The following is a 24,448-nucleotide window of genomic DNA, read 5'->3' on the forward strand; positions in this document are numbered from 1 at the left end:
CGAAAGGATTTCTTGATGACGGACCCCACGCGACAGACCGCCGATTTCGATGCGCTGATTTCGGCCACCGGGTCGGGCGGTGAACTACACCAGCATGCGGCCGAGGGCGGCAGGCGCCTGACCACGGCGCAGGGTGTGGTGATTGCCGACAACCAAAATTCCCTGCGCGTGGGCGCCCCCGGGCCGACCCTGATGGAAGATTTCATCCTGCGCGAAAAGATCTTTCACTTCGACCACGAACGCATCCCCGAACGGGTGGTGCACGCGCGCGGATACGGGGCGCATGGCACCTTCACCTGCACCCGCGCGCTGCCCGACGTGACGCGCGCGGCACCCTTTGACACCGAGGGCAAGGAAACCGAGGTGTTCGTCCGATTCTCCAATGTCGCGGGCAACAAGGGATCGGTCGATCTTGCGCGTGACCTGCGCGGGTTTGCTGTGAAGTTCTACACCGAGGACGGCAACTGGGACATCGTCGGCAACAACATCCCGGTGTTCTTCATTCAGGACCCGATCAAGTTTCCCGATCTGGTCCATGCCATCAAACCCGCCCCCGACCGCGATTTTCCGCAGGCCCAATCGGCGCATGACAATTTCTGGGATTTCATCTCGCTGACGCCCGAGGCGATGCACACGGTTCTGTGGCAGATGTCTGACCGCGCGATCCCGCGATCCTTCACCACGATGGAGGGCTTTGGCGTGCATACGTTCCGTTTCGTGAATGACGCGGGCGCCTCGACCTTCGTCAAGTTCTTTTGGAAACCCCGGATGGGCCTGCAATCGGTGCTGTGGGACGAGGCGGTAAAGACCAACGGCGCCGACCCTGACCGCCATCGCCGCGACCTGTGGGATGCCATCGACCGGGGCGATTTCCCGGAATGGGATCTGGGCGTGCAGATGTTCGACCAGAGTTTCGCAGACAGCTTTGCCTTCGACGTGCTGGACCCGACAAAGCTGATCCCCGAAGAGGACTGCCCGGTCGAGATCATCGGCACCCTGCGGCTCGACCGCAACGTCGACAACTTCTTTGCCGAGACGGAACAGGTGGCGTTCTGCACCGCCAACGTGATCCCCGGCGTGGATTTCACCAATGATCCGCTGCTGCAGGGGCGTAACTTTTCATATCTGGACACACAGCTCAAACGTCTGGGCGGCCCGAATTTCACCAAGCTGCCGGTCAACGCGCCCAAGGGGTGCCCGGTCAGCAACTACCAGCAAGACGGGCACATGCAGACCGACGCCCGCAAGGGCCGCGTGAACTACGAGCCCAATGGCTGGGGCGAAGGGCCGCGCGCTCACCCGCTGGAGGGCTATGTGAGCTACAAGGATCCCGTCAGCGGCGACAAGGCCCGCCTGCGCCCAGCAAGCTTTGCCGACCACTATAGTCAGGCGCGCCAGTTCTACATCAGCCAGACTTCGTCCGAGCAGGACCATATTCTTGCGGCCTTCGTGTTCGAGCTGTCCAAATGCAAGGAGGCCGCGATCCGGGAGCGGATGGTCGCGCATCTTTTGAATGTCGACGCGGCGCTGGCGCAGAACGTGGCGGACCGGCTTGGTCTGCCCGACCTGCCGCAGCCGGCCCCCGCTGCGCGTCCCACGCGGACCGATCTTGCCCCTTCCCCCGCGCTGAGCATCCAGAACCCTGCCCCCGACAGTTTTGCGGGGCGGATCATGGGCGTGTTGCTGAGCGACGGGTTCGACGGCGCGCTTCTCGCCGCACTGGAACAGGCGGTGCGCGATGAGGGCGGCCTGTTGCGTTTCATCGCCCCACGCATTGGCGGCGTGTCGTGCAGCAACGACAATCTGCACGCCGTCACGGACCAGATCGCCGGTGGGCCTTCGGTGTTGTTCGATGCTGTCGGCATCTTGCCCGGCGCCCCCGGCCTTGCCGACAATCCCGCCGCCGTGGATTTCCTGTCGGACGCCTTCGTGCATTGCAAGTTCATCGGCTGGGTTGATGACGCATCGGACCTGATCGATGCTTGCGCCCTCACGGGCAAGGAGGAAGCCGGGCTTTGCAAACTGGATGGCCCGGAGGCGGTGATGCCCTTCGTTGCGGCGTGCAGGTCGTTGCGGCACTGGCCGCGCGAGGATGCCTTCGCGTCCTGACCGGACGAACGGTAATCCAAGTCACCTCCGACACCTACAAAACACGGATAGTCAAAGGCCCCGGTGCGGAACAGCACTGGGGCCTTTGCATTTGAGCGCAATCCATCTCGCCTATCTTGTTTATAGCAGAATACCAGCCATATACCATCCTAGTGGATGGTATGGGAATGATGCGATCATGACACGGCCCGGCACTTCGCCCGTCAAGTTACCCGAGTCCGAGAAGATCACCATCAACCTCGGCCATGTCGACCTCGGTCATATCGAGTTGTTGGTGCAGGAAGGGTTCTATTCCAACCGCAGCGACTTCATCCGAACCGCCATCCGCAACCAGATCGAGCGGCATGCCGACACGCTGCGCCAGATCGTCGTGCGCAAGAGCGTCGATCTGGGCCTGCGCACCATAACCCGCGACGAACTGACGGCCGCGCGGGCGGCGGGCCAGATGCTGGATATCCGTGTCCTCGGCCTCGTCGTCATCGCCCAGGACGTCACCGCGGAGCTTGCCTGCGACACCATCGCAGCCCTGTCGGTCCTTGGCACATTGCAAGCCCCGGCACCGGTCAAGGCGGCGCTCGCCGACCGCATCACCTGACCCGAAATTCCAGAAAGCACCCGATGACCAACCCCTTCACCCGCGGCATGGCCCGCGCCACCGACCTGACCCGATCTGGCAAGCTAACCGAGGCGACGGCCCTGATCCGGTCGCTGCTGCATCCGAAATCCGACCCGCAAAAGACCGACCGTGCAGCCGAACCCGACACGATCGAGGGAAGTTTCACCCGCGTCGACGGGATGGACCCAAAGAAGCAAACCGCCACCGGTCCTGCCCTTCGCAAGGCGCGCAAAGGGCTTGCCGAAACGCTGCGGGGAATCGCGGCGGGCGGCATGCCGCCGCGCGGGGCATGGGCGCCGGTGCCGGTAGATCTGCGCGCCGGGGCACAGTTCCTGTCATTGACGCATTCCGGGCCGCATGGACGGCGGGACTACCGCTTGTATGTGCCCGCGGCCCGGCCGGACGCACCGATGCCGCTGATCGTGATGCTGCACGGCTGCACCCAGACGCCCGAGGATTTTGCGACAGGGACCGGCATGAACACACTGGCCGAGGAATTCGGGTGCCTTGTCGCCTGGCCCGCACAGCCCGGCGGGGCGAATGCCCAGAAATGCTGGAACTGGTTCCGGCCCGAGGATCAGGGGCGCGACCGGGGCGAACCGGCCCTGATCGCAGCAATCGTGCAGGACATCTTGCGCGATCACCCCGCAGATCCGGCGCGCGTATATGCTGCAGGGCTGTCGGCGGGCGGGGCTGCTGCTGCGATCCTTGGCGCTGCCTACCCCGATATCTTCGCGGCCGTGGGTGTGCACTCGGGGCTGCCCGTCGGCAGTGCGCAAGATGTGCCATCCGCCTTTGCCGCCATGCAAGGCGGCGCAGGGGCCGGGGACAGACGCGTGCGTGTTCCCACCATCGTGTTTCACGGGTCAGCGGATACAACAGTGCACCCTGCCAACGGAAAGGCGGTGCTGGCACAGGCCATGCAGAGCGGGTTTGACCACACACAAGTTCTTGTATCAGAATCTTTGGCGGGCGGGCGCAGCTACCGGCAAACCAGACATGATGACCGCTCCGGTCGCAGCATGGCGGAACATTGGGTCATCAATGGCGCGGGTCACGCATGGGCCGGCGGAAACCCCAGCGGCAGCTACACCGACCCCAAGGGGCCCGATGCCTCGCGCGAGATGTTGCGATTTTTCCTGCAGCACAAACGGGTCTGACGCTCGCGGCACATCGGTTGAAATGACCTGATCAGGGGACATGCACCGCTTTGCGGCCAAAGGAACGCAATCAGAGCAGTCGGGTTGTAGGTATGAACACCCAACAGTCACGAGGAGACGACCACGTCATGGGCATCATCTGGACGATCATCATCGGCTTTATCGCCGGCATCATCGCAAAATTCGTGACGCCGGGCGACAACGAGCCATCAGGCTTCATCTTGACCACCATCCTCGGGATCGTCGGTGCGTTCGTTGCGACCTATCTGGGACAAAGCCTTGGCTGGTATGGTCCCGACCAGGGCGCCGGCCTGATCGGGGCGGCTGTCGGTGCCATCATCGTTCTGCTTGTCTGGGGCTTCTTGCGCCGACGTGCATAATGCGGGGCGGTCCGGTTCATGACTGCACCCATCACTTTCAATGGCTGGAAAGGACATTGGCATGTGATGATCGACGGCCGTCCTGCCTGTGCAATCCTGATCATCGGGCTGAGAGCATCGGGCAACCGGAAAGACTGCTCTCTCGAAGGTCGGCTCGGTCGTGATGAAAACGGTTGACGCGAGACAGCTGTCCCACGGGGCCTGCCCTGCAGCATCCTTGGCACGGCTGACATACCAACCAGACACTGTCTCTGCCCACAAAGGCAGACCGGCCCATCCCACTCCATTATGGCCGGACTGCTTCGATGCGTGACTTCATCTTTCGGCGGATCGCACGGTTGCGGCAGAACCACTGGTTCTGGCCAAGTGCGATGACAATCGGTGCCGTGCTGCGCTGATCGCCCACATCCACGATATCCCTTGATCGATCACCATCATGGACCTGACGTCCGAGATCGGCGACAGGCTTCAAGGCGCCATCACCCGGATGCTGGACACGGAAACCGCGCGATCACGATCCGCATGACACGGCCGACGCGCAGGTCATCCGGGCGGAAACAGCCGCGTTCCGGCAGCAGTTCGCCTTCAGTGGCCTCACCAAGATTGCCCACGAGTCCAACACTCGGATCAACTGGACGAGGTTCTTGGCCGTGCGCTGTCGTCCGGCGACAATGACCTGCAGTCCGCCGTGCGGTATCTGGACCGGTCCCTTGACGAGATGCAGCACTGGGTTGCCACAGATCATACCACGACGCTGCATGCCTTGGGGGTGCCTGCGCATGTCGCGCTTGCAGCCTCGCGCGACGCTGTGGTCCATGCCCGTGTCCCGCCGATGCAGGCTCCGGTGATGTCCGCGTGCGAGCTTTTGGCAAAATCCATTGCCGGCAACGAAGTGGAGGCATGTCTCACCCAGGCCTTGGCCCAGATCATGGCACGTCAGAGGGACATGCGGGGCACGCCATGAACCCTGCCGCGCGACCGGCGTGTGCCCGGCACTATTTCAAACGCATCGTGAATGGAATTTGCCTGTCCCCCGACCACGGATCCCCCGGGAACGCGGCCGGGCGGGTTTGCGTTGTCATCACGCAACGCCCAGCGCGCCCACGGCAATCACGCCTGAGGGTGGCCCAGCGGAGTCGCGAGGAGACGTAACGATGTCAATCGACAAGGACAGAGTAGAAGGCTCGACAAAGAACATATCCGGCAAGGCCAAGGAAGCGTTCGGTAAAGCCACCGGCGACCAGAAGACCAAGACGGAAGGCAAGGCCGATCAGGTCAAGGGCAAGGCGCAAAACGCCTATGGCAGCGCCAAGGACAAGGCCAAGGGAAAATAGGCTGCGTCACCCATTGCTGCACGGCGGGGGCGCGCCAGTGCACCTCCGCGGTGCCGCTCGGGCGGTGTTTCGATCAAGCGCAATCAAGTGAGCAGCCATGGGCAGCACGCCGCGCATATTGCGGGCCGGAGATACCTGCTGGCGGGTAGAGACAGCCGCTCGTCTGGCCGTCATCGTGGACGCGGCCGACTACTTCAGGATTCTCCACGAGGTGATGCAGAAGGCGCAGCGCAGCATCATCATGGTTGGCTGGGAATTCGACACGCGGATCGACCTCGATCCCCGCAGGAAACCCGACGCGACCCCGCATAAACTGGGCAGGTATCTCAACTGGTTGGTGCGCCGTAGGCCCGACCTGATGATCCATGTTCTGCAGTGGGACGTCGGCTTGCTGTTCACGCTGGGCCGGGGGTCCACGCCACTCAGGCTTGCCGATTGGCTGATCGGGCGGCGCATCCGACTCAAGCTCGACCATGCGCACGCGAGCGGCGCGACCCATCACCAGAAGGTCATCGTCATCGACGACGTGCTGGCCTTTTGCGGCGGCATAGACGCCACGGCCGAACGATGGGACACATCCGAGCATCTGGACAACAGCCCGTTCCGGGTCAGGCCAACGACGCAGCGCCCCTATCAACCCTGGCACGACGCATCGATCGCGGTCGACGGTGATGCGGCGCGCGCGCTGGGTGACCTCGTGCGGACACGGTGGGTCCATGCCACGGGGAAACGGCTCCCCAGGCCGCCCGCCGTCGCGTCGATCTGGCCCGAGGGTCTGGATCCTTTGCTCAGCGATGCGCGGGTGGCCATCTCGCGCACGGCGGCAGCCTACGGGGGGCGCGCGGCGGTGCACGAGATCGAGGCGCTCTATCTTGGCATCATCGCGGCCACGCGACACACGCTTTACATCGAAAGCCAGTACTTCGCCTCGCGCACCTTGGCGGAGGCGATAGCGGCAAGGTTGAAGGAGCCTGACGGCCCCGAATTCGTGGTCGTCAATCCGCACACGGCGCAGGGCTGGCTTGAGGAAAAGGCGATGGGCGCGGCCCGGGCGCGGCTCCTTGAGCTTGTCAGGCAGGCCGACACGCACGGCCGTTTTCGCATGTATACGCCTGTGACACAGGGGCGCGCGCACATCTACGTGCATGCAAAGATCGTCATCATGGATGACGCGTTGATGCGGGTGGGGTCGTCGAACCTCAACAACCGCTCGATGCGGTTCGACACCGAATGCGACCTGTCGGTCGAGGCGGCGCCGGGTCAGCCCGGCGAGGTCGCCCTGCGGACGACGATTGCAGGCTTGCGCACGGCGTTGCTGGCCGAGCATCTGGATGTCGCACCTGAGATGGTCGCGCGCGCCGTCTCGGCGGCAAATGGGTCGTTGATCGGCGCGATCGAGGCGTTGCGCGGGGCTGGCCGGTCGCTGGTGCCGTTCGAGCCGCCGGAGTTCGGCGCACTGACCGACGCGGTGTTGCGCGAAAACGATCTTCTCGACCCCGAGCGCCCGGCCCACCGCTGGCCATGGTCTTGACGCGGCACCGTCGGGCACAGGCGCGGCTTGCTTGGAACGGTTCCACCCGCTCCGGCGTTCCATACTCACACATGGAGGATCCGACATGGACCGCTTGAGTATCGTTCTCACCCTCATCGTGGGCTCTGTCGTCACGGGAGGGCTGATCATCGCAGTTCTGGCCCTTGGGTGGTATTCTTGGTTTGCCATCGGCACTGCGGCCGCGATCGGCTTTTTGCTGTCGTGGCCGGCAAGCTACCTCGTCTCGCGCCGCATCAAGCGGCAAGACCCCGGCTGGGATGAAACCCGGGCTGCAGAGGTGGACGGATTGGTGCCGGATCCTTCCGCCAAGGAGGTCTAGATCGCACCACGACAGGCTCTGCGATCAAGGCGAAGCAGTACGGCCCGCTACGGGGCGCGCTTTGCCAATTCCTCGACGTCTCCGATTTGGAAGAACTGGATTTCCCGCGCCAGCCGGATCGTCGGCTTGGCCAAGAAGAACAGTGACCCGAACAAAAAGAACCAGCTGGATGGCCCCGCAAGATCGGGCTGGAAAGACAGGATCGACCCGTTCAGGAAGCACAGCGCCGCCAGATAATCGATTATGGTGTGGGCAATCTCGTAGCGTGCATAAAGGCGACGCGCCTCGGCGCTGCGCTCATGATGGCGGCTTGTGAACAGTCGCATGTCGCCTCCTCAATCTTGTACAAGTTCAATCGTGTGACTGCCCCGGTTGAAGGCCGCGTCAATTCGGCGGTGCGGCGGCGACACCACCAAGCGTCACGCGCAGGCTTTGCGTCTGCCCGGATGCACCAGCGGCAAGGGGCACCCGCAGTTTCCCATGGTCTGGGGTCAGGGGCACACCGTCTAGCGTTGCCGCCACGATGCCACGGCCTACACGGTTCGGGTTGTCGATGGTGATCGCCAGTTTGGCCCCGCCCATCCTGACTTGCGCCGTCACCTCCGGCCAGTGTCGCGGAAAGCATGGGTCGAGCATCAGCGCGTCGCCCCTGCGGGTCAGCCCGATCAACCCCTCGATCCCCGCGCGGTACATCCAGGCGGCGGATCCGGTGTACCAGCTCCAGCCGCCGCGCCCGTCATGGGGCGGAACCGAATAGACATCGGCCGCCACCACATAAGGTTCCACCTTGTAGCGCGCCGCGTCGACGGCGGTCAGCGCGTGATTGATCGGGTTCAGCAGGGCAAAAAGCGCACCCGCCGCATCGCCGTCACCCAGTTTGGCATTCGCCAGGATCGCCCACATCGCTGCGTGGCTGTATTGGCCGCCGTTTTCGCGCAGCCCGGGCGGGTAGCCCTTGATATAGCCCGGGTCCCGATCCGAGGTGTCGAAGGGCGGCGCGAAGAGCAGGGCAAGACCGGGATCGGGGCGGATCAGATGCTCTGCCATCGAGGTCATGGCCCTATGCGCGCGTTCAGGCTCGGCCGCGCCCGACAGGACGGCCCAGGATTGCGCGATGCTGTCGATCTTGCATTCGTCCGACGTGGCAGACCCCAGCAGCGCCCCGTCGTCATAGGTGCCACGCCGATACCACGCGCCGTCCCAACCCTCACGCTCGATGGCCTGCGCAACCTTGGCCGCGTGATCGCGCCAGACCCGCGCGCGCGCCGGGTCGCGGGCATCGGCATGGGGCGCCATGGCGTCGATCGTGGCGATCAGCAGCCAGCCCAGCCAGACCGATGTGCCCTGCCCATCTTGGCCCACGCGGTTCATGCCGTCGTTCCAGTCGCCGGTTCCGATGAGCGGCATGCCGTTGGCGCCGGTCAGCGCGATAGCCTGATCGAGGCCACGGGCGCAGTGCTCGAACAGGCTTGCGGTCTCGTCCGACAGGGTGGGCAGGAAGAAATCGTCATGCGCGCCGGGCTCCAGCTTGGGGCCTTCGAGAAACGGCACCATCTCATCCAGAACGCCACTGTCGCCCGACACCGCTACATAGTGCGCCGCGACATGGCCCAGCCAGACGCGGTCATCCGAAATGCGCGTGCGCACGCCCTGGCCCGAATGGGGCAGCCACCAATGTTGCACATCGCCCTCGGGGAACTGGCGGGCGGCGGCGCGGAGCAGATGCGCGCGCGTCATCTCGGGCCGCAGTGCCGCCAGCGCCATGCCGTCCTGCAACTGGTCGCGGAACCCGTAGGCGCCGCTGGCCTGATAGAAGCCCGCGCGCGCCCAGATGCGGCAGGCGACGGTCTGATAGAGAAGCCAGCCGTTCAGCAAGATGTCCATCGCACGGTCGGGCGTCTTGACCTGCACCGCGCCCAGCAGATCGGCCCAATTGTGTTTCACGGCGGCCAGCGTCACCTCTAGGTCGGCGTCTCGGTGGTGCAGGATCAGGGCGCGGGCGGCCTCAGCCGTCTCGGCCTGTCCCAGCAGCATCAGCACTTCGACCGTCTCGCCGGGTGCCAGCGTCACCCGTCGTTGCAGCGCCGCGCAAGGGTCAAGTGCGGGGCCCGTCCGCCCCGAAAGCGGCGCGGTCCCGATGCCCGCCGGTCGCGCCATACTGCCGCCGATGCCCAGAACCTCGGCCCGGTCGCCGCTGTGGCTGTGTGTCTTGGCCCCAAGATCGGCAAAGGCCACGCGGCCCGGAAAGGCGGTGGCGAAGGGGTTGCGCGCGAGTATCGCGCCGGTCTCCGGGTCATGCTCGGTCGCCACATGGCGCAGGGTCGCCCCGCGCGAGGGCCCCAGAACCCATTCCGCATAGGCCGTCACCGAAAGACGCCGCGTCGTGCCCGAAGTGTTGCGGAGTATCAGCCGCGAAATCCGCACCGGGTCCTCCAGCGGCACGAACTGCACCAAGGCGGCGTCGATCCCATGGGCTTCATGCTCGAAGCGGCTGTAGCCGAAGCCGTGGCGGGCAACGTAGAGGCCACCGTCGCGGATCGGCAGGGCGGTCGGCGTCCATGTCTCGCCGCTTTCCAAATCGTGGAGCCAGATCGCCTCGCTTGCCGGGTCGGTCACGGGGTCGTTCGACCATGGCGTGAGCTGGTTCTCGCGGCTGTTCTCGGCCCAGACATGGCCGCTGCCCATGGCTGAGACCTGAAAGCCGAACTGCGGGTTGGCGATGACGTTGATCCAGGGCGCCGGGGTGGTCTGACTATCGCGCAAGACGATGACATACTCGCGGCCCTGATCGTCGAACCCGCCTGTGCCGTTGAAGAATTCCAGCGCTTCGGTGTCGAAGCCCTTGGGCTGTGGCACAGGCTTTGGCGGCGCGATCCGCGTCGCCTGCGCAGTCACACGGACAGGCGGCAGGGCGTCGATCTGCTGGCCGATGCTGCCGCGCGCGGCGCTCAGCACGACGCTGGCCGTGGCCTGCAGCATCGCGCGGGCCTCGGGCAACAGGTCGCTGCGCAGCACGTGCACCGCGCCCAGCGGCCCGCCGGGGGACGGATCGGGATGCGGGCGCGCGCCTGCCGCCCGGACCGCGCCCTCGATCAGGGTTTGCAGGTCCTGCACATAGGACGCCGCGCGGTCGTTCAGGATCACGAGGTCAAAGGCGCAGCCCCGCATCCGCAGGTATTCATGCGCCGCCAAAACCTCTCGCAGGCGGGGGGCATCTTGCGCATCCTCGATCCGGAACAGCACGATCGGCAGATCCCCCGAAATTCCGTAAGGCCAGAGCGCCGATTGCGGCCCGGCCCCCATCGTGATCGTGCGGGAGGGTGCCCTGAGCCGCGCATCGGCGCGGATCAGCATGCCACCCAGCCGCTGGAAATCGGCCGCCGCGCCATGCGTCACACCAAGATGGCGCAACTGCACCTGCGCCTGCGTCCAGGACAGCGTCGCGGCGCGGCCAAAGGCCGAGGGGTCGCGGTGACGATCCACAAGATCGAGAAGCGTGTCGGGATCATCCGCGACCATGGTCCAGAAGGTGACGCGCGCCCGCCCGCCCGCCGGCACAAGGACAGAGCGCCTGATCGCAAAGACCGGGTCCAGCACGGTGCCCGTCGTCTGGGACAGCCTGCGCCCGGCCATTGCCGCCTGCCGGATGCTGCCGTCTTGCCCGATGAAGCGCGCGCGGTCGGTCTCAAAACCCATGGCGGCGACCTCGGCGCCCTCGACCACGGCGATATGGGCGGCCCAGACCTCGGGGTCGCCCGGCGCGCGTCGGCGGCGTGTGGCGATCAGGACCCCAAGCTCGGGCAGGAAATCGGTCACGACGAAAAGCTTGGAAAAGGCCGGATGGGCGACATCGGCCGCCATCGGCGCAAGCACCAGTTCGGCGCAGGAGGTCAGGTCGATCTCGCGTTTGGTGCGACCCGTGTTGGTCAGCGTCACTCGCCGCGCCTCGGCATCGTCTTCGGCCGAAACGACGATCTCGGTCTGGGTCGTCAGCGACCCGGCGCTGTGGGTGAAGACCGCTTCATGTTCGCTGAACACCGCCTTGTGGCTAGCCCCGCTGCGGCCGAGGTCGAGGCCCGGCTGCGCCGATGCGGACCAGCCAGCCCCCGACACCCGGTCGCGCGCGAGGATATAGGCGCCATGCTGCGCGGTGGTTGGGTCGTCGCGCCAGCGGGTCACGGCAAGGCCGCGCCACCGGCTGAACCCCGACCCGCAGGGCGTCAGCATCACGCCGTAGGACCCGTTCGAAAAGAGATGCGCGGTGGGCGTGGCCCTCAGCGGCGTGGCGAAGTGTCGGACAACGGCTGACTGGTTCGCATCGAGCGTCGGCGCGGTCGCCTCGGCGGCGCGGGGCGGTGCCGTGGCGACGTCGCGTGGAACGCGTTCCTGCAGCAGCAACTCCACCGCCATGATCATCGGCTCGGCGTGGAACCGGGCGCGCAGGCGGCCGCCTTGCACGGCATTGGCTATGGCGGTGATGGTCATGCCCTGATGATGCGCCATGAAGCTGCGCACGATGGCGCACTGCGCGCCCGCTGGAAGGCGAGAAGCGGTGTAATCGAGCGCCTCGTAGAAGCCCAGCCGCCCCTCGGCCCCGAGTGTGGCCAGCCGCTCGAAGTTGCGCCGTGCCTCCCCCGGCACCACCATCGCGGCCAGCCCCGTCGCATAAGGCGAGATGACGCGGTTCTCGCTCAGCCCGCGTTTCAGGCCCAGCCCCGGCACGCCGAAGTTGGAATACTGGTAGGTCATCTCCAGATCACGGGCGTTGTAGGCGGACTCGGATATGCCCCAAGGGATGCCCAGCGCCGTGCCATGAGCCTGCTGGTGGGCCACGATCCGACGGTTGGTTTCGGCCAGCACGGAGCCTTCGGGGGCACGCATGACCAGCGACGGCATCAGGTATTCGAACATGCTGCCCGACCACGATATCAGCGCCGATCCCGCCCCCATCGGCGTGGCCGCGCGGCCCAGCCGGAACCAGTGGCGGGTGGGGATGTCGCCCTTGGCAATGGCAAACAGGCTCGCCAGCCGCGCCTCGGAGGCCAATAGGTCGTAGCAGCTGTGGTCAAGCTGGTTGGTGGCGACGGAAAAGCCGATGGACAGGAGTTTCTTGTCTTCGTCGAGAAGAAAGCCGAACTCCATCCCGGTGGCGAAGGCATGGGCCTGATGCTGGAGCGCGGCAAGCCGCTCATCCAGCGACGCGTCTTGGTCCTCGGCATGGCTTGTCAGGCAGCGATGCGCTGCCCCGACCCAGAAGCCGGCCTCGGACCCTGTCATCGCCGTGGCCTGCGCCCGTGTGAGAGCATCGGCGCTCAGGTTCAGCAGCCGGTCAAGCGGGGCCTGTTGCGTCGCCGCCGAGGTCAGGTCTGCCAAAAGGCTGACCAGTTCGGGATCGACGGCGGATCCGTCGTTCAGGGCACGGTCGGCCAACCGCAGCGTATCGGCCAGCCCGGCGCGCCAATCAGCTTCGGACAGCGGTGCGCGTTGCCATTCCGCGCAGGTTTGCGCCACGGCGATCAGGTGCCCGGCCAGATTGCCGCTATCGACCGACGAGACATAGGCGGGGTCCAGAACGCGCAGATCGTCGGTTGCATGCCAGTTGTAGAGATGGCCACGAAACTGCGGCATCCGCCGCATCGTGGCCAGCGTGCGTTCCAACCGGGCCACCGCTTCGGCCCGGCCTATCCAGCCCAGATCATGGGCCGCCGTGGTGGCGAGCAGGTAAAGGCCGATGTTGGTGGGCGAGGTGCGCCGCGCCAGAGCCGGGCGTGGGATTTCCTGAAAGTTGTCGGGGGGCAGGTCGTTGTCGGCGGCGGTCACATGGGTCTCGAAAAACCGCCAGGTGCGCCGCGCGACCAGCCTGAGCGCAATCCCATCCGCCTCGGACAGCCGGGCTGTCTCGGGCGTGGGTCGCGGGCGGCTGACATACAGCGCGATCAGCGGGCTGATCAGCCACAACAGCGCCATTGGCACGACCAGCGGCTCCACGACGGGGTTGAAGGTGTATGCCCCAGCGGCCACGACCAGACCCAGCAAGACGCCTGCGCCCATGTCGCGGTATTGCGCCAGCACACCGGGCCGCCCGCGTTGGGCGGTGTGGGCCGCCGTGGTCCATTCCAGCATGTTGCGGCCGGTCACCCAAAGCCGGCAACCGGTGCGCCAGATCGCATCGCCCATCCGGGCGGCCGTATCGGGCAACAGCGCGACGTCGAGGGCGATGCGCCCGGCCGCCGTCCGGGCATCCCGCGCCAGCGCGGCAAGGTGGCTGTGGGCGGTGATGCCCGCCCGGCCGGGCAAAAGGGCGAAGGGCAGGGGCAAGAGGTAGGGCAGCGCCAGCATGAGCAGCACAAGCGCTGTCCAGATCGCGGCGGCGGGCAAGGGCAGCAGCCATCCCGCGCCAAGGGCCGCCAGCGCCAGCGGCGCGGTGAGCGATCGGCGCAGGTTGTCGATGACCTTCCACCGCCCAAGCGCGGACAGCGCCCCGCGCCCGGTCGCGGCATGGCCGGTCAGCCAAGGCAGCAGCTGCCAATCGCCCCGCACCCAACGGTGTTGCCGGCGCGCGGCGATGTCGTGGCGCGCGGGAAAATCCTCGACCAGTTCGATATCGGACACCAATGCCGCACGGGCCAGATCGCCCTCGAACAGGTCGTGGCTGAGCATGGAGTTGTCGGGCACACGACCCGCCAGCGCCGCCGCGAAGGCATCGACGTCATAGATGCCCTTGCCGGTGAAGGACCCTTCGCCAAAAAGGTCCTGATAGATGTCCGAGATCGCGGCGGCATAAGCGTCGATACCGCCATGGCTGGCGTTGAGCCGCTGGTAAAGCGTCCCTTCGGCGCCCAGGGGCAGGGCGGGCGTCACGCGCGGTTGCAAGATACCGTAGCCGCTGCTCACCCGCCCTGCAGCTGCGTCGATCTGGGGCGCGTTCAGGTGATGGGCCATCTTGCCGACCAGCCTCCGGACCGTGTCGCGCAAGAGCCGCGTGTCGGCGTCGAGCGTGATGACGAAGCGGACGTCTTTTGGAACGTCGCATGGCGTGACGAAGCTGGTGTCGGTGGCGCCGCGCAAGAGGCGGTTCAGCTCGGTCAGCTTGCCGCGCTTGCGTTCCCACCCCATCCAGACGCCCATCTCGGGGTTCCACAGACGGCGGCGGTGCAGGAACAGGAACCTGTCGCCTGCGGGCGAGGGATAGGTTTCGTTCAACCGGGCCACAGTGCGCCGGGCATGGGCGATCAGGTCGGCATCGTGCGGCAGGTCTTCGGTGGCGGCATCGGGGCCGTCAGACAGGAGTGCGTAATGCACCGCGCCCCCGGTGCTGGACAGGTAGTGCACCTCCAACCGTTCGATGCAGGCGGTGACATCCTCGACGGTGCTGAACAGAACGGGCACGGCCACAAGGCAGCGCAAGTCGGGCGGAATGCCTTGGGCCAGATCCAGTCCGGGAAGGCGTCGTGGGGCAACGGTGCGCGTGATCGCCAGATTGACCAGCGCGCTGCCCGCCTCGAAGGCCGGGGCAAGCCCCGTCAGGGCCAACAATACGATAAGCCAGCCCTGTGCCCCGGTCAGCAGCAGCGCCCCGCCGACGATCGTCAGGGCCACCAGCCAGAGCGCCGCCAGATAACCGCGCAGACCGGCGCGCCCCAGCATCCGCCGAAGCCTTGGTCCGGGCTTCGGGCGATAGCCAAGCGCGCGCTCCAATGCGGGACGTCCCGGCCCGATCAGACCATGGCCGGGATCGCGCGCCGCAGGTGTTCCACCGGCGGCCGCGAGGCCAAGGGCCGCTTCGGTCACCGCGATCTCTGTCGCGCCAGATCCGCGCGCCAGCGTCTCGATCGCGGTGCGATAGAGGTCGCGCGACGCGAAATCCATCGCGGCGAAATCCGACGCGGCGCGCAGCTTGGCATCGACCGGGCTGATCGCTTCGAAGACGTCGGGCCAATCCATTTCCGCGATCAGCCGCATGCTGGTGACGATGTTGCGCATCGTGACGTTGGACGCGCCTTGCTCGTTCTGGGCGCGCAGCACCACCTCGTCGACCGTAAGGCCCTGCTGGCTCAGACACTCCTGCAACCAGCCGTGCAGCGGCGTTTCCGCGGCTTCGAAGCCGCGCAGCCGTTGGGCGATACGCGCGGCAAGGGCTTCGGGCAAGGGCGCGCCCTCCAGCGCCTGCGTGGCATCGGCCAGAGCGCGAAACGAAGGATCGGGGAACACGGAGGAGCCGTTTTTGCCCGCGCGGCCGGTGACCCGGTCGACCAGATCATCAGCGGTCTCGCGGTTCTGCTGTTCTGCGACGATGCGGTCCGTGACCCGACGCATGTTCTCGACCAGCACGATGCGCAAGGTGATGGCGACCGCCCACAACTCGCCGATCGTCAGGGGCTCGACCGTCTGGTAGGCGCGCACGAAGCGCGCGAGCAATGGCCCGTTCAACAGGCTGTCGGTATGCGCGACATAGGCCCAGGCGATTCCCATGACGCGCGGGTAGCCCCTGAACGGTCCGGCGGCGAGTTTGGGAAGCTGCCGGTAGTAGCCGGGGGGCAGGTCGCGGGCGATCTGCTGCAACTGCCGTTCGACAAGGTGGTAATTGTCCAGCAACCACTCGGTCGCTGGCGTGACTGTCTGGCCCGATTGCACCGCCAAGGTGCAGGACCGATAGGCCGACAGCAACACAGCCGAGTTTTCGCGCACCCTGACGCTCAACGGCGTCACCCTGACGCTACGGTCGGTGACGCACTGGGCCTGCGCCAGCGAGATGGCGTGATGTTCCAGACGCTCGGCTCCGAAGAGGTCGGCACGGATCGGCGCGTTGTCTGTCCATGGGCTTACCGGGCGTCGTGGCCATGGGAGCTTCGTCCGGGTCAAGGGCCCGCCTCGCCGCCGTTCCGGTCGCGGCGCGTAATCCGTCGGCATCACCGGTCGGGTGTCAGGCTACGATCGTTCCCTGTCCCTCCGGTCGAACGCGTCCGGGACAGACCGTCACGGGGCGCAAGTGTTGGGGGTGTCTGCGTCATTGCCCTCGCCGGAGCGTCATCGACCCGGCTTGCGCCGGGCAGTCGCGCCCCGGTCGGGCTGTCGCTGCGCAGGCGGAGCGCCATCTGGCTCCATTTCTCGGCAATCTGATCCCATTCCATGCAGGTCTCCTTTCCAAACAAGCCGCACAGGGTGTTTGCATGTCGTCGACGCGCTGCCCCTCCAAAAGCAACCGCCCAGAGACCGAAACGTTCCGTCGATCCTCGGGTCCTTGGTCGGTAGCTTGCCGCAGACCTGCACGGACGCGCCGCCCATCGCCAATTGTGCTGGGCTCCTTTCAACCGTGGCGCACTCGGACGCTCAGGTTGCTTGCCACGATAGGGAGCCGTCGCGTGGTGGAGAGGCGACCACACCAAAGGGAACGGACATAGAAGCCGGGCGTTGTCGTGGTGTTGGGTGAGCAAGCGATCGGCAATCGATCCGCACCTCACCTCAGGAGGATTTTCGCATGAAAATGCTACTTTCCACGACAGCCCTTGTCATCGCTCTGGGTGCACCGATCTTGCCATCTGCGCAAACGCAGGCACCTGTCGAAAACCCGGCGAACGCGCAGCAAAACACCGAGATGCAAGGGTTTCTTGACCAAAGGCGCGAGTCGGATCTGTTCGCTTCGGAACTGATGGGACACGAGGTCTACGCACGCCGCACCGCGGAGGGCACGGCACCGGCTGGCGACGGCCCGATGCGGAATACGGACCGAACCCAGTCCATGGCGATGATGGATCGTGATGAACTGGGTGACATGGACAACATCGGCCAGATCAACGAGATCGTTCTGTCTAATGACGGTCAAGTCCGCGCGCTTGTGATCGGCGTTGGCGGCTTTCTGGGTATGGGCGAGCATGACGTTGCGGTGACCATGGATCAGATCAGCTTCGCGACCGATCCCGACGACCGTTCCGAGATGTACATCGTCGTCAATGCCGACGCCGAGAGGATGCGGGATTACCCCTCCTATGATCGCATGGCGATGGCGAATCCGGAAGGTCAGCGGCAGGGTGACAACGTCCGCGAGGGCCAGAGCGGGTTCGCCGCGCCGCAAATCGAACGCGATGGCTACGCCCTTGTCGAAGCCACCGAGGTCTCGACCGAGGTGCTGATGGGCAAGACGGTCTATGACATGAACGACAACGATGTCGGCCAAGTCACCGACATGATCATCAACGAAGCCGGAGAAATCACCAACGTGATCATCGATTTTGGCGGGTTTCTCGGAATCGGCAGCAGCCAAGCTTCGCTGAGCTTTGACGAGATGACCATCCTGTCGACCGAAGGATATGACGACGTGCGCATTTACGTCGATGCCACCCGTGACCAGATCCAGGACCTGCCGCAGTATCAGGCGTCCAACTGACATCTGAGCCCGTCTGACCATTGCGGCGCTTTCCGCGATGGTCAGACCGTGCCGTCTTGATGCCAGCTTACGAGAAAGGCCGCACAAGCAACTTGTGCGGCCTCTTTTGTTCAGAGCGTCAGCAGACCTTGCCGGATCATGCGTTGTAATGCGGCATCGCCTTTAGCTTTTCCTTGGTGGTGTCGAGATGGACCCGCAGGTCCGAGCCGGCCGTTTCACGCAGAACGGTCAGCTGACCGAAAGGGATCGACACGGAATGCGCGCCCATGCCCAGAAAGCCGCCGACGTCGATCACGGCGTCGGTGATCTTGCCGTCCGTGCCGACCTTCAGCGCGCTGATCGACCCGATGGTCTCGTCGTCGCGGCCATAGACGTGCGCGCTTTCGACATCGGCGGTGGTGAGGTCATGGACGTGCGCCTTGGCATAGCCATCGCGGGCGAAGCCGTAGGCGCCGCCGGTGGCCATTCCGTGCGCGGTGGTCGCATGATTTGTCATGGCAATCTCCTTTGATCCCGAGGGTCGGGATATCTGGCAGCAGGTTCCCCCTGCCGGGTCGTGACCGGGCGATGGACAAGCGCGCGCCACGCCATGCCATCGGGCACAGCAGGCCCGTTCCGGACATGATCGGCCACATCAAGGAAACGCATGGTCAGGCAATTGCGTTCCGGCGATGCCGGCTGTCAGCCGGATTTCGTCAGAAAGAAGCGGATCATCTGGGCCGAGGCATCGGGCCCCTTGGGATCGGTGTAGGACCCGCCCGCGCGCCCGCCCGACCAGGCATGACCGGCGTTCTCGATCATCCAGGTTTCGACCAATGTGGCGCCATCGGACCCTGCATAGTCCCGGCGGACATAGTTGCGCCCCCTCGACTCCCCTTTGCTGATCCGGGTCGGCAGGGCAGTCCCACCCACAACTGCGGCAAGGATCATCGCCGCATTGGAGGGGTGAACCGTGCTGTCCTGCGCGCCCTGAAGGATGATCCAGCGGACCGGTCGCGCATGGCGGAGACGGACACCCCCCCCCCGCCCGATGCGCCGACCCGCATCGCTGCCATCGCAGACATCGCGCCCGTCGCGGCCCCGCGGGCCATGCCGGAATGAACCCCTGCCGCCGAGAAGACATCGGGATAGCCATCCGCAAGGATCGCCGCCATTGCCCCGCCCGAGGACAGGCCCGCCACGAACACGGAATCGCGACCAAGCCGCAATTCCCGCATCAGCTTGCGCGTGAGCGAGGCAAGAATGGCTGGCTCTCCCATGCCGCGAACCTGATGCATGGGTTGGAACCAGTTCCAGCAGCCTGCCGCATTCCTGCGCCTAGACTGCGCCGGATAGGCGATGGCCAAGCCATACTTTTCCGCGAGGGCGTTCATATGCGTGCCGATGGCGAAATCATCAGGGGTCTGGTTGCAGCCGTGCAACATGACGATCAGCCCCTGAGGCCGATCGATGTGACTGGCGGGGAGGTGGAGCTTGTAGGTGCTGGAACCCGCCGCGCAGCGGTGCGTCCGGGAAAGATCGCGGGAGGCTGCAGGTGGTCGCGCCGAGGGCTTTCGCCTGACGTTGACGGATCGTGGTTTATGTACCGACGGATTGGCCACGCCCGGGGGCTTCCGCCCGGTCTTGGCGACCGCAATCCCGGCTGGCGGCGCGAATACGGCAAGGGGTGCCAGCGCCGTGGCAAGCATGAGCCCCTTCAGGGCCTTGTGTAGGGACTGGGCGGCCCTGGTTGTCTGGGCGTGGCGTTTGCGATGATTGGTCCGGCGCAACTTGGCCAGTAAGCTGCGTACCATTGAGCGATCCCCCGAGAAAACACTGGCCTTGCACCGCGGCAAAACAGCGGCGGCGGAGGCCATAACCACTAAACGCCGCATCAGGATATTCGTTGCGAGCAACCCGGTGATCGGGGTCCATCACCCTGTCGACAGGAGATGTCGCTATGCGCCAAGCACATCCGCGAACAGAGCCAGCCGAACCAGTTCGGGCAAGGATGTTGCCCCGGTCTTGCGCATCACCGAGGCGCGGTGGTTTTCGACCGTGCGCTGATTGATCCCGAGATCTGCGGCGATGATCTTGTTGGGCGCGCCTTCAAGGACCTTTGCCATGACCTGATGTTCGCGTTTGGTCAGATCCTTGAACCTCAGACGCGCGGCCTTTCGCGTCTCGCCGGGAACGCCGTCACCCTTGCCATCCTTTGAAGCTGTAATCGCCTGCCGCACGCTGGCCAGCAACTGTGCGGCACTGGCCGGTTTTTCGATCAGGTCCGACGCGCCCGCCTTCATGGCGGCCACGGCAATTGCAGCATCCCCATGCGCGGTCAACATCACGGTCGGAATTTGCACCTTCTCGGCCCGTAGGCGGTCGATCAGGGCCACACCCGCCATGCCCGGCAGCAGATTGTCGATAAGCAAACAGGCGGGCCCCTTGGGTCGCGGGGCCATCAGGAAATCTTCGGCGGAGGAATAGGTTGTCACCATGTAACCCTCTACCTCGAACAGTCGGCGCATGGCTTCGCGGATGATCGGGTTGTCGTCGATCACATGAATGGTGGTTCTGGACGTCTGGGGGAAAAGGCCGGCCCTGGCCTTTTCGGAGCGGGCCTTGCGGATGAGATCGGAAATCGTCGCCAGCAAGACCTCGGGCATCACTGGCTTGTTTACCTGATGGCAGGGTGAGGCCGCGATGCTCTTGAGGGTTTCCGAAGTGATATCGCCCGTCAGTATGACCGTGGGTATCGGCACTCCCAGAATGTCGGGCAGATCCTGCGCCAGCTTCAGACCGCTTCTGCCGCCGTGCAGGTCGTAATCCGTCAGCAGCAGATCGGGCACCGGGGCATCACTGCTGGCCCATGCCAGCGCCTTTTTCGCATCCGACATGACGATGACCTTATGCCCTTCATTTTCAAGGACCTCGGCCAACAACCCGCGCAGGGGCTCTTCATCCTCGACCATCAGGATTGTCCCGGTCTGTCGCACGGCACTGGCCAGCGCTGCCGCGTTGTGGAGCGCGTCGGTGCCCGTAAGCGCAGGTTCGACGACGGGCATCGTGATCATGAAGGACGACCCCTTGCCGGGGGATGACAGGACGGTGATCGGATGCTCCATCAACTCCGATAGGCGCTTGACGATCGACAGCCCCAGTCCCAGCCCGGTTCCCGCCAGCGCGGCCGCGTTCTTGCCCTGATGGTAGGCGTCAAAGATCTTCTCGGTTTCCGACGTGGCCACGCCAACACCAGTGTCGCACACCATGATTGTCAGATCCCCGCCGCGCCGGCGGCATCCGAGAAGAATTCCCCCTTTTGGCGTGTATTTCAGGGCGTTGGACAACAGGTTGCGCAGCATCTGCGCCAAGAGTTGTGGATCGGTCCTTACCCAGGCCTTGCACTGCACGACCCGCAATTTCAGTCCCTTCAGATCGCAGGCCGTGCGAAATTCCTCCGCCAGGGTCACCATCAAGGGACCGATGGCGACGGGCCGCATGTCTGGCCGGACGATCCCGGTTTCGATGCGGTTCACATCCAGCATCGAATCAAGCATCGAGGTCATCGAGGTCAGCGTCAGGTCCATCAGCGCGGCCAGACGCTCCCCCTCGGTCGACCGCTTGTTGCGCGACAACAGGTTGTGCAGCAGCGCCATGGATTGCAGCGGTTGCCGCAGATCGTGGCTTGCCGCGGCCAGAAAGCGCGACTTGGCCCGCGTTGCCCGGTCCGCTTCGGTCATGGCGGCCACCAGATCGGCATTGATGCGCTTGCGCTCGGTGATGTCGACATAGGTGATGACAATGCCCTCGACCCTGCCGCCTTCGGCGCGATAGGGCTGAACGCGGCGCGAGAACCACCGCCCCTCCTCGCCTCCGATTTCCCGCTCGGTCGCATCGGATGTGGCAAGGACGGTCCGGCAGTCCGTCTCAAGGTCATCGTTCCGCGAGACCGAGGCGAGGTCTGACAGCGGGCGACCCACATCGGTCGGGATCACCCGGAAGATCTGGCGCGCGGCTGGCGTGAAGAAGCGGATATTGAGGTGGAGATCGAGAAAGAGCGTTGCGACATCGGTGCTGTAGAGCACGTTCTGCAGGTCGTTGGCGGTGGTGCGGTGCCGTTCGAGGGTTTCTTGCAACTGGCTGTTCAGCGCGGTCAACTCCTCGTTGAGCGATTGCAGTTCTTCCTTCGAGGCCAGCAATTCCTCGTTGGTGGATTGGAATTCCTCGTTGACCGACAAAGCTTCGGCGGCGTCGGCGCTATGAGCTTCGACTTCCTGTTCAAGATCCCGCAGCGCATCGGACAGGTCGTTGCGCGTAGCCTCCAGATCGGCCTCCAGATCGTCAGTGTGGCGCGCCCTGTCGGCGACGGCCTCGGCATCACCGGTTTTGTCAACCGGGTGCCGGTTGTCGATGAAGCACGCCAGCAACAACGGTTCCACCCCGGCAGTGACAGAGTGCAGCACGATGTCGAACCCATTCGGTCCCAAGATGCGTCCGCCCGAAACGGCAACCCGGGGGTTTTCCGGTGTGCATGCAGCTGCCGCGGCCCGCACCCGCGCGCGCAGGACCTTTGGAAGCATCCCGATCATGCCGGGATCGGGATGGCCTTGGGTGATGGTCAGGTATTTCTCGGTCGGACCCAGAATGTAGAGAACCTCGAGCCGGGTATTCATCAAGACCGCAGCAGGGGCGTAGTTCTCCATCACGAAGCGACGGCACAAATCGGCCAACGCGCTGCGCCGCACGTGAACAAGTTCGGTCGGAATTGTCGTTTCCTCGCGCTTGCCGTTGGCGAAATGCAAATCGGCTGGCAGGTTCTTTCCGACACGGCGCCAAAGTCGCGCGGCCTTGTCTTCGACGACAAAGTAACCGTCGCCCGCCCCCGGCATCTCGGCTGCGCCAAGCAACAGCAAGCCACCCGGTCGCAGCGCGAAGCAGCAGCGCGCGATCACCCGCTTTTGCGCCTCAGGCCCAAGATAAATCAAAACGTTGCGGCACGATACAAGGTCGATCTTGGAAAATGGCGGGTCCGAAAGAAGGTCGGCCACGGTGAAGACGATGGCGTCTCGTAAGGAGGATCTGACCCGCCAACCGCCCTCTTCCTCCACGAAAAACCGCGCCAGCCGTTTTGGCGACACCGCTCCCGCGATCTCCTTGGGGTAAAAGCCCGCGCGCGCAGTGGTGATGGCCTCGGGATCGACGTCCGAGGCGAGAATCTGCAGACGTCCATGCATTCCGGTGGCGTCCATCGCTTCAAGGCAGAGAATGGCGAGGCTATAGGCCTCTTCTCCGGTGCTGCAGCCCGCCACCCAGACGCGCAACGGGCGATCAGCAGGAAGCGTCTCGAGGAGATCTGGGATCACCTTGGACGAAAGATGGGCGAAGACGGCGGGATCGCGGAAAAAGCTGGTGACATGGATCAACAGGTCCGCCGCAAGGTGATCGCGCTCCGCAGGATCCGCCCGCAACATCGCAAGGTAACCCGCGACATCGTCAGGCCCCAACCCGACAAGACCCATCCGCCGCGCGATGCGACGTTCCAGCGTTCCCCGCTTGTACAGCGAGAGATCCTGCTGGGCGTGATCTCCGATGAAGGCGATCAGGTCATTGTAGCGACGCACGGTGCGCGCCGTCATCGCAGGATTTCCCGGGTGGTCTTCCGCGGAAACGGCAGCGTTGGCGCTGCTCTCGGCGAAGCGTGTGATCGCGCCCACCATCTGCCCGGTAGCCAAGACCTCGGACACATGGCCAGTGGCGATCGCACTCTCCGGCATGCCCGCATATCCGGCCTCGTTGGGGTCCTGCACGAGGACGAGACCGCCTGCGGCGTGGAAGTCCCCGATCCCCGACGACCCGTCCGTACCGGTACCGGACAAGACGATGCAGGCAGTTGATGGCCCCGCGTCCTTGGTGAGGGATTTCAACAAAACGTCGAAGGGTAGTCGCACGGCCTTGCCGCCCTCGGGTGCTGACAGGTGGATAGTCCGGTTGACGACGGTCAGAAAGACGCCGGGCGGGATGACGTGCAGGCGACCGGGCTTCAACGCCAGCCCCTCGGTAGCCTGCACGACCTCAAGCCGGGTCGTGCGGGCCAGAAGGTCGACCATCATGCTGTCATGCGTCGGGTCGAGGTGAAGGATCAAAAGGAACGCCGCCGGCACATCGCCGGGCATTTCGCCAAGCAGGGAGCGGCACGCCTCCAGTCCACCGGCGGAGGCCCCTATGGCGACCACTGGAAGATGCGTCCGTGACTGGCCGGTCAGCACTGGAGTTTCCTTCGGGGGTGACCGCCAGACCCAAATTTTGAGCCGGACAAGATGTCAAAAATCGCCTTGGTCACCCCAAGCGCGACTGAAAGCACAGCTTAGCACATTTCCGGGCGACTGCACATAAGTAATTGCAGTTGCCCGGTATCGCCATGAGCGCAACGTTCGCCGGAAATGAGTAGATTCCGGTTCTACCGGCACCCCGCGCGGGTCCGTAATGTGGACCAAGAAGTGACACCGTTCGCTTCAGTCTGCGATGTAAATGGTAAATTCTTGCTGACGAAGTACCTCGTGAACGGCTGGGTGGCCCATTCGATAACTGATGGAATTTCAGACGGTCTTTGTCCCC

Annotated in this window: 16 protein-coding genes; 9 read left to right on the top strand and 7 right to left on the bottom strand. The window is 64.9% G+C overall.

The window, feature by feature from the left end:
* The first annotated feature begins 15 nt into the window (after window positions 1–15).
* The 8 genes from C7455_RS05685 (at window position 16) to C7455_RS05720 (ending at window position 7,470) form a co-directional block, all read left to right on the top strand.
* Complete coding sequence (locus C7455_RS05685; RefSeq protein ID WP_109666415.1) at window positions 16–2,109, top strand: catalase; 2,094 nt, start codon at window positions 16–18, stop codon at window positions 2,107–2,109.
* A 178-nt stretch (window positions 2,110–2,287) separates the two neighbouring features.
* The gene (locus tag C7455_RS05690; protein ID WP_109666417.1) at window positions 2,288–2,704 is read left to right on the top strand and encodes a CopG family transcriptional regulator; all 417 of its coding nucleotides are present in this window, start codon (window positions 2,288–2,290) and stop codon (window positions 2,702–2,704) included.
* Between the two features lie 23 nt (window positions 2,705–2,727).
* Window positions 2,728–3,885, top strand: coding sequence for an extracellular catalytic domain type 1 short-chain-length polyhydroxyalkanoate depolymerase (locus C7455_RS05695; RefSeq protein ID WP_109666418.1), 1,158 nt, complete (start codon window positions 2,728–2,730; stop codon window positions 3,883–3,885).
* Between the two features lie 128 nt (window positions 3,886–4,013).
* A complete protein-coding gene (locus C7455_RS05700) occupies window positions 4,014–4,265 on the top strand; it encodes a GlsB/YeaQ/YmgE family stress response membrane protein (RefSeq protein WP_109666420.1) in 252 nt (83 codons plus the stop codon).
* Window positions 4,266–4,283: 18 nt separating this feature from the next.
* The gene (locus C7455_RS20085) at window positions 4,284–4,442 is read left to right on the top strand and encodes a hypothetical protein (RefSeq protein ID WP_170119009.1); all 159 of its coding nucleotides are present in this window, start codon (window positions 4,284–4,286) and stop codon (window positions 4,440–4,442) included.
* A gap of 977 nt (window positions 4,443–5,419) precedes the next feature.
* Window positions 5,420–5,599, top strand: coding sequence for a CsbD family protein (locus C7455_RS05710; protein WP_342767618.1), 180 nt, complete (start codon window positions 5,420–5,422; stop codon window positions 5,597–5,599).
* A gap of 97 nt (window positions 5,600–5,696) precedes the next feature.
* The gene (locus tag C7455_RS05715) at window positions 5,697–7,130 is read left to right on the top strand and encodes a phospholipase D-like domain-containing protein (protein ID WP_109666423.1); all 1,434 of its coding nucleotides are present in this window, start codon (window positions 5,697–5,699) and stop codon (window positions 7,128–7,130) included.
* Window positions 7,131–7,215: 85 nt separating this feature from the next.
* Window positions 7,216–7,470 carry a hypothetical protein gene (locus C7455_RS05720; protein ID WP_109666424.1) on the top strand — a complete coding sequence of 85 codons (255 nt, stop codon included), beginning with the start codon at window positions 7,216–7,218 and terminating at the stop codon, window positions 7,468–7,470.
* 47 nt (window positions 7,471–7,517) lie between these two features.
* Here the strand turns inward: C7455_RS05720 and C7455_RS05725 are convergent, their stop codons facing one another.
* The 3 genes from C7455_RS05725 to C7455_RS19860 are packed head-to-tail and all read right to left on the bottom strand — an operon-like array spanning window position 7,518 to window position 16,601.
* The gene (locus C7455_RS05725) at window positions 7,518–7,796 is read right to left on the bottom strand and encodes a YrhK family protein (protein ID WP_109666426.1); all 279 of its coding nucleotides are present in this window, start codon (window positions 7,794–7,796) and stop codon (window positions 7,518–7,520) included.
* A 58-nt stretch (window positions 7,797–7,854) separates the two neighbouring features.
* Complete coding sequence (locus C7455_RS05730; RefSeq protein ID WP_245904238.1) at window positions 7,855–16,332, bottom strand: glycoside hydrolase family 94 protein; 8,478 nt, start codon at window positions 16,330–16,332, stop codon at window positions 7,855–7,857.
* 47 nt (window positions 16,333–16,379) lie between these two features.
* Entirely contained in the window at window positions 16,380–16,601 is a 222-nt protein-coding gene (locus tag C7455_RS19860) for a hypothetical protein (protein ID WP_146199939.1), read from the bottom strand.
* A gap of 347 nt (window positions 16,602–16,948) precedes the next feature.
* Here C7455_RS19860 and C7455_RS05735 point away from each other — a divergent pair, with 347 nt between their 5' ends.
* Window positions 16,949–17,854 (top strand): PRC-barrel domain-containing protein, encoded by a 906-nt coding sequence (locus tag C7455_RS05735; protein ID WP_109666429.1) that lies wholly within the window; start codon window positions 16,949–16,951, stop codon window positions 17,852–17,854.
* 136 nt (window positions 17,855–17,990) lie between these two features.
* Here the strand turns inward: C7455_RS05735 and C7455_RS05740 are convergent, their stop codons facing one another.
* From C7455_RS05740 to C7455_RS05755, 4 genes are all read right to left on the bottom strand, one after another.
* Complete coding sequence (locus tag C7455_RS05740; RefSeq protein ID WP_109666431.1) at window positions 17,991–18,350, bottom strand: PRC-barrel domain-containing protein; 360 nt, start codon at window positions 18,348–18,350, stop codon at window positions 17,991–17,993.
* A gap of 185 nt (window positions 18,351–18,535) precedes the next feature.
* A complete protein-coding gene (locus C7455_RS20315) occupies window positions 18,536–18,784 on the bottom strand; it encodes an alpha/beta hydrolase family protein (RefSeq protein WP_109666432.1) in 249 nt (82 codons plus the stop codon).
* Window positions 18,781–19,728 (bottom strand): extracellular catalytic domain type 1 short-chain-length polyhydroxyalkanoate depolymerase, encoded by a 948-nt coding sequence (locus tag C7455_RS20675; RefSeq protein ID WP_425450630.1) that lies wholly within the window; start codon window positions 19,726–19,728, stop codon window positions 18,781–18,783. The genes C7455_RS20315 and C7455_RS20675 overlap by 4 nt, the downstream gene beginning before the upstream one ends.
* 63 nt (window positions 19,729–19,791) lie before the next feature.
* Complete coding sequence (locus C7455_RS05755) at window positions 19,792–24,099, bottom strand: CheR family methyltransferase (protein ID WP_109666436.1); 4,308 nt, start codon at window positions 24,097–24,099, stop codon at window positions 19,792–19,794.
* Window positions 24,100–24,448 lie beyond the last annotated feature (349 nt).

The organism is Roseicyclus mahoneyensis, from assembly GCF_003148775.1.
Classification (GTDB): Bacteria; Pseudomonadota; Alphaproteobacteria; order Rhodobacterales; family Rhodobacteraceae; genus Roseicyclus; species Roseicyclus mahoneyensis.

Excerpts from the sequence above, each read along its gene's own strand:
- C7455_RS05700 (WP_109666420.1), top strand. The coding sequence starts at position 4,014 with ATGGGCATCATCTGGACGATCATCATCGGCTTTATCGCCGGCATCATC.
- C7455_RS05710 (WP_342767618.1), top strand. The coding sequence starts at position 5,420 with ATGTCAATCGACAAGGACAGAGTAGAAGGCTCGACAAAGAACATATCC.
- C7455_RS05735 (WP_109666429.1), top strand. The coding sequence starts at position 16,949 with ATGAAAATGCTACTTTCCACGACAGCCCTTGTCATCGCTCTGGGTGCA.
- C7455_RS20085 (WP_170119009.1), top strand. The coding sequence starts at position 4,284 with ATGACTGCACCCATCACTTTCAATGGCTGGAAAGGACATTGGCATGTG.
- C7455_RS05740 (WP_109666431.1), bottom strand. The coding sequence starts at position 18,350 with ATGACAAATCATGCGACCACCGCGCACGGAATGGCCACCGGCGGCGCC.
- C7455_RS19860 (WP_146199939.1), bottom strand. The coding sequence starts at position 16,601 with ATGGAATGGGATCAGATTGCCGAGAAATGGAGCCAGATGGCGCTCCGC.
- C7455_RS05690 (WP_109666417.1), top strand. The coding sequence starts at position 2,288 with ATGACACGGCCCGGCACTTCGCCCGTCAAGTTACCCGAGTCCGAGAAG.
- C7455_RS05695 (WP_109666418.1), top strand. The coding sequence starts at position 2,728 with ATGACCAACCCCTTCACCCGCGGCATGGCCCGCGCCACCGACCTGACC.
- C7455_RS05725 (WP_109666426.1), bottom strand. The coding sequence starts at position 7,796 with ATGCGACTGTTCACAAGCCGCCATCATGAGCGCAGCGCCGAGGCGCGT.
- C7455_RS05715 (WP_109666423.1), top strand. The coding sequence starts at position 5,697 with ATGGGCAGCACGCCGCGCATATTGCGGGCCGGAGATACCTGCTGGCGG.
- C7455_RS20315 (WP_109666432.1), bottom strand. The coding sequence starts at position 18,784 with ATGATCCTTGCCGCAGTTGTGGGTGGGACTGCCCTGCCGACCCGGATC.
- C7455_RS20675 (WP_425450630.1), bottom strand. The coding sequence starts at position 19,728 with ATGCGGCGTTTAGTGGTTATGGCCTCCGCCGCCGCTGTTTTGCCGCGG.
- C7455_RS05685 (WP_109666415.1), top strand. The coding sequence starts at position 16 with ATGACGGACCCCACGCGACAGACCGCCGATTTCGATGCGCTGATTTCG.
- C7455_RS05720 (WP_109666424.1), top strand. The coding sequence starts at position 7,216 with ATGGACCGCTTGAGTATCGTTCTCACCCTCATCGTGGGCTCTGTCGTC.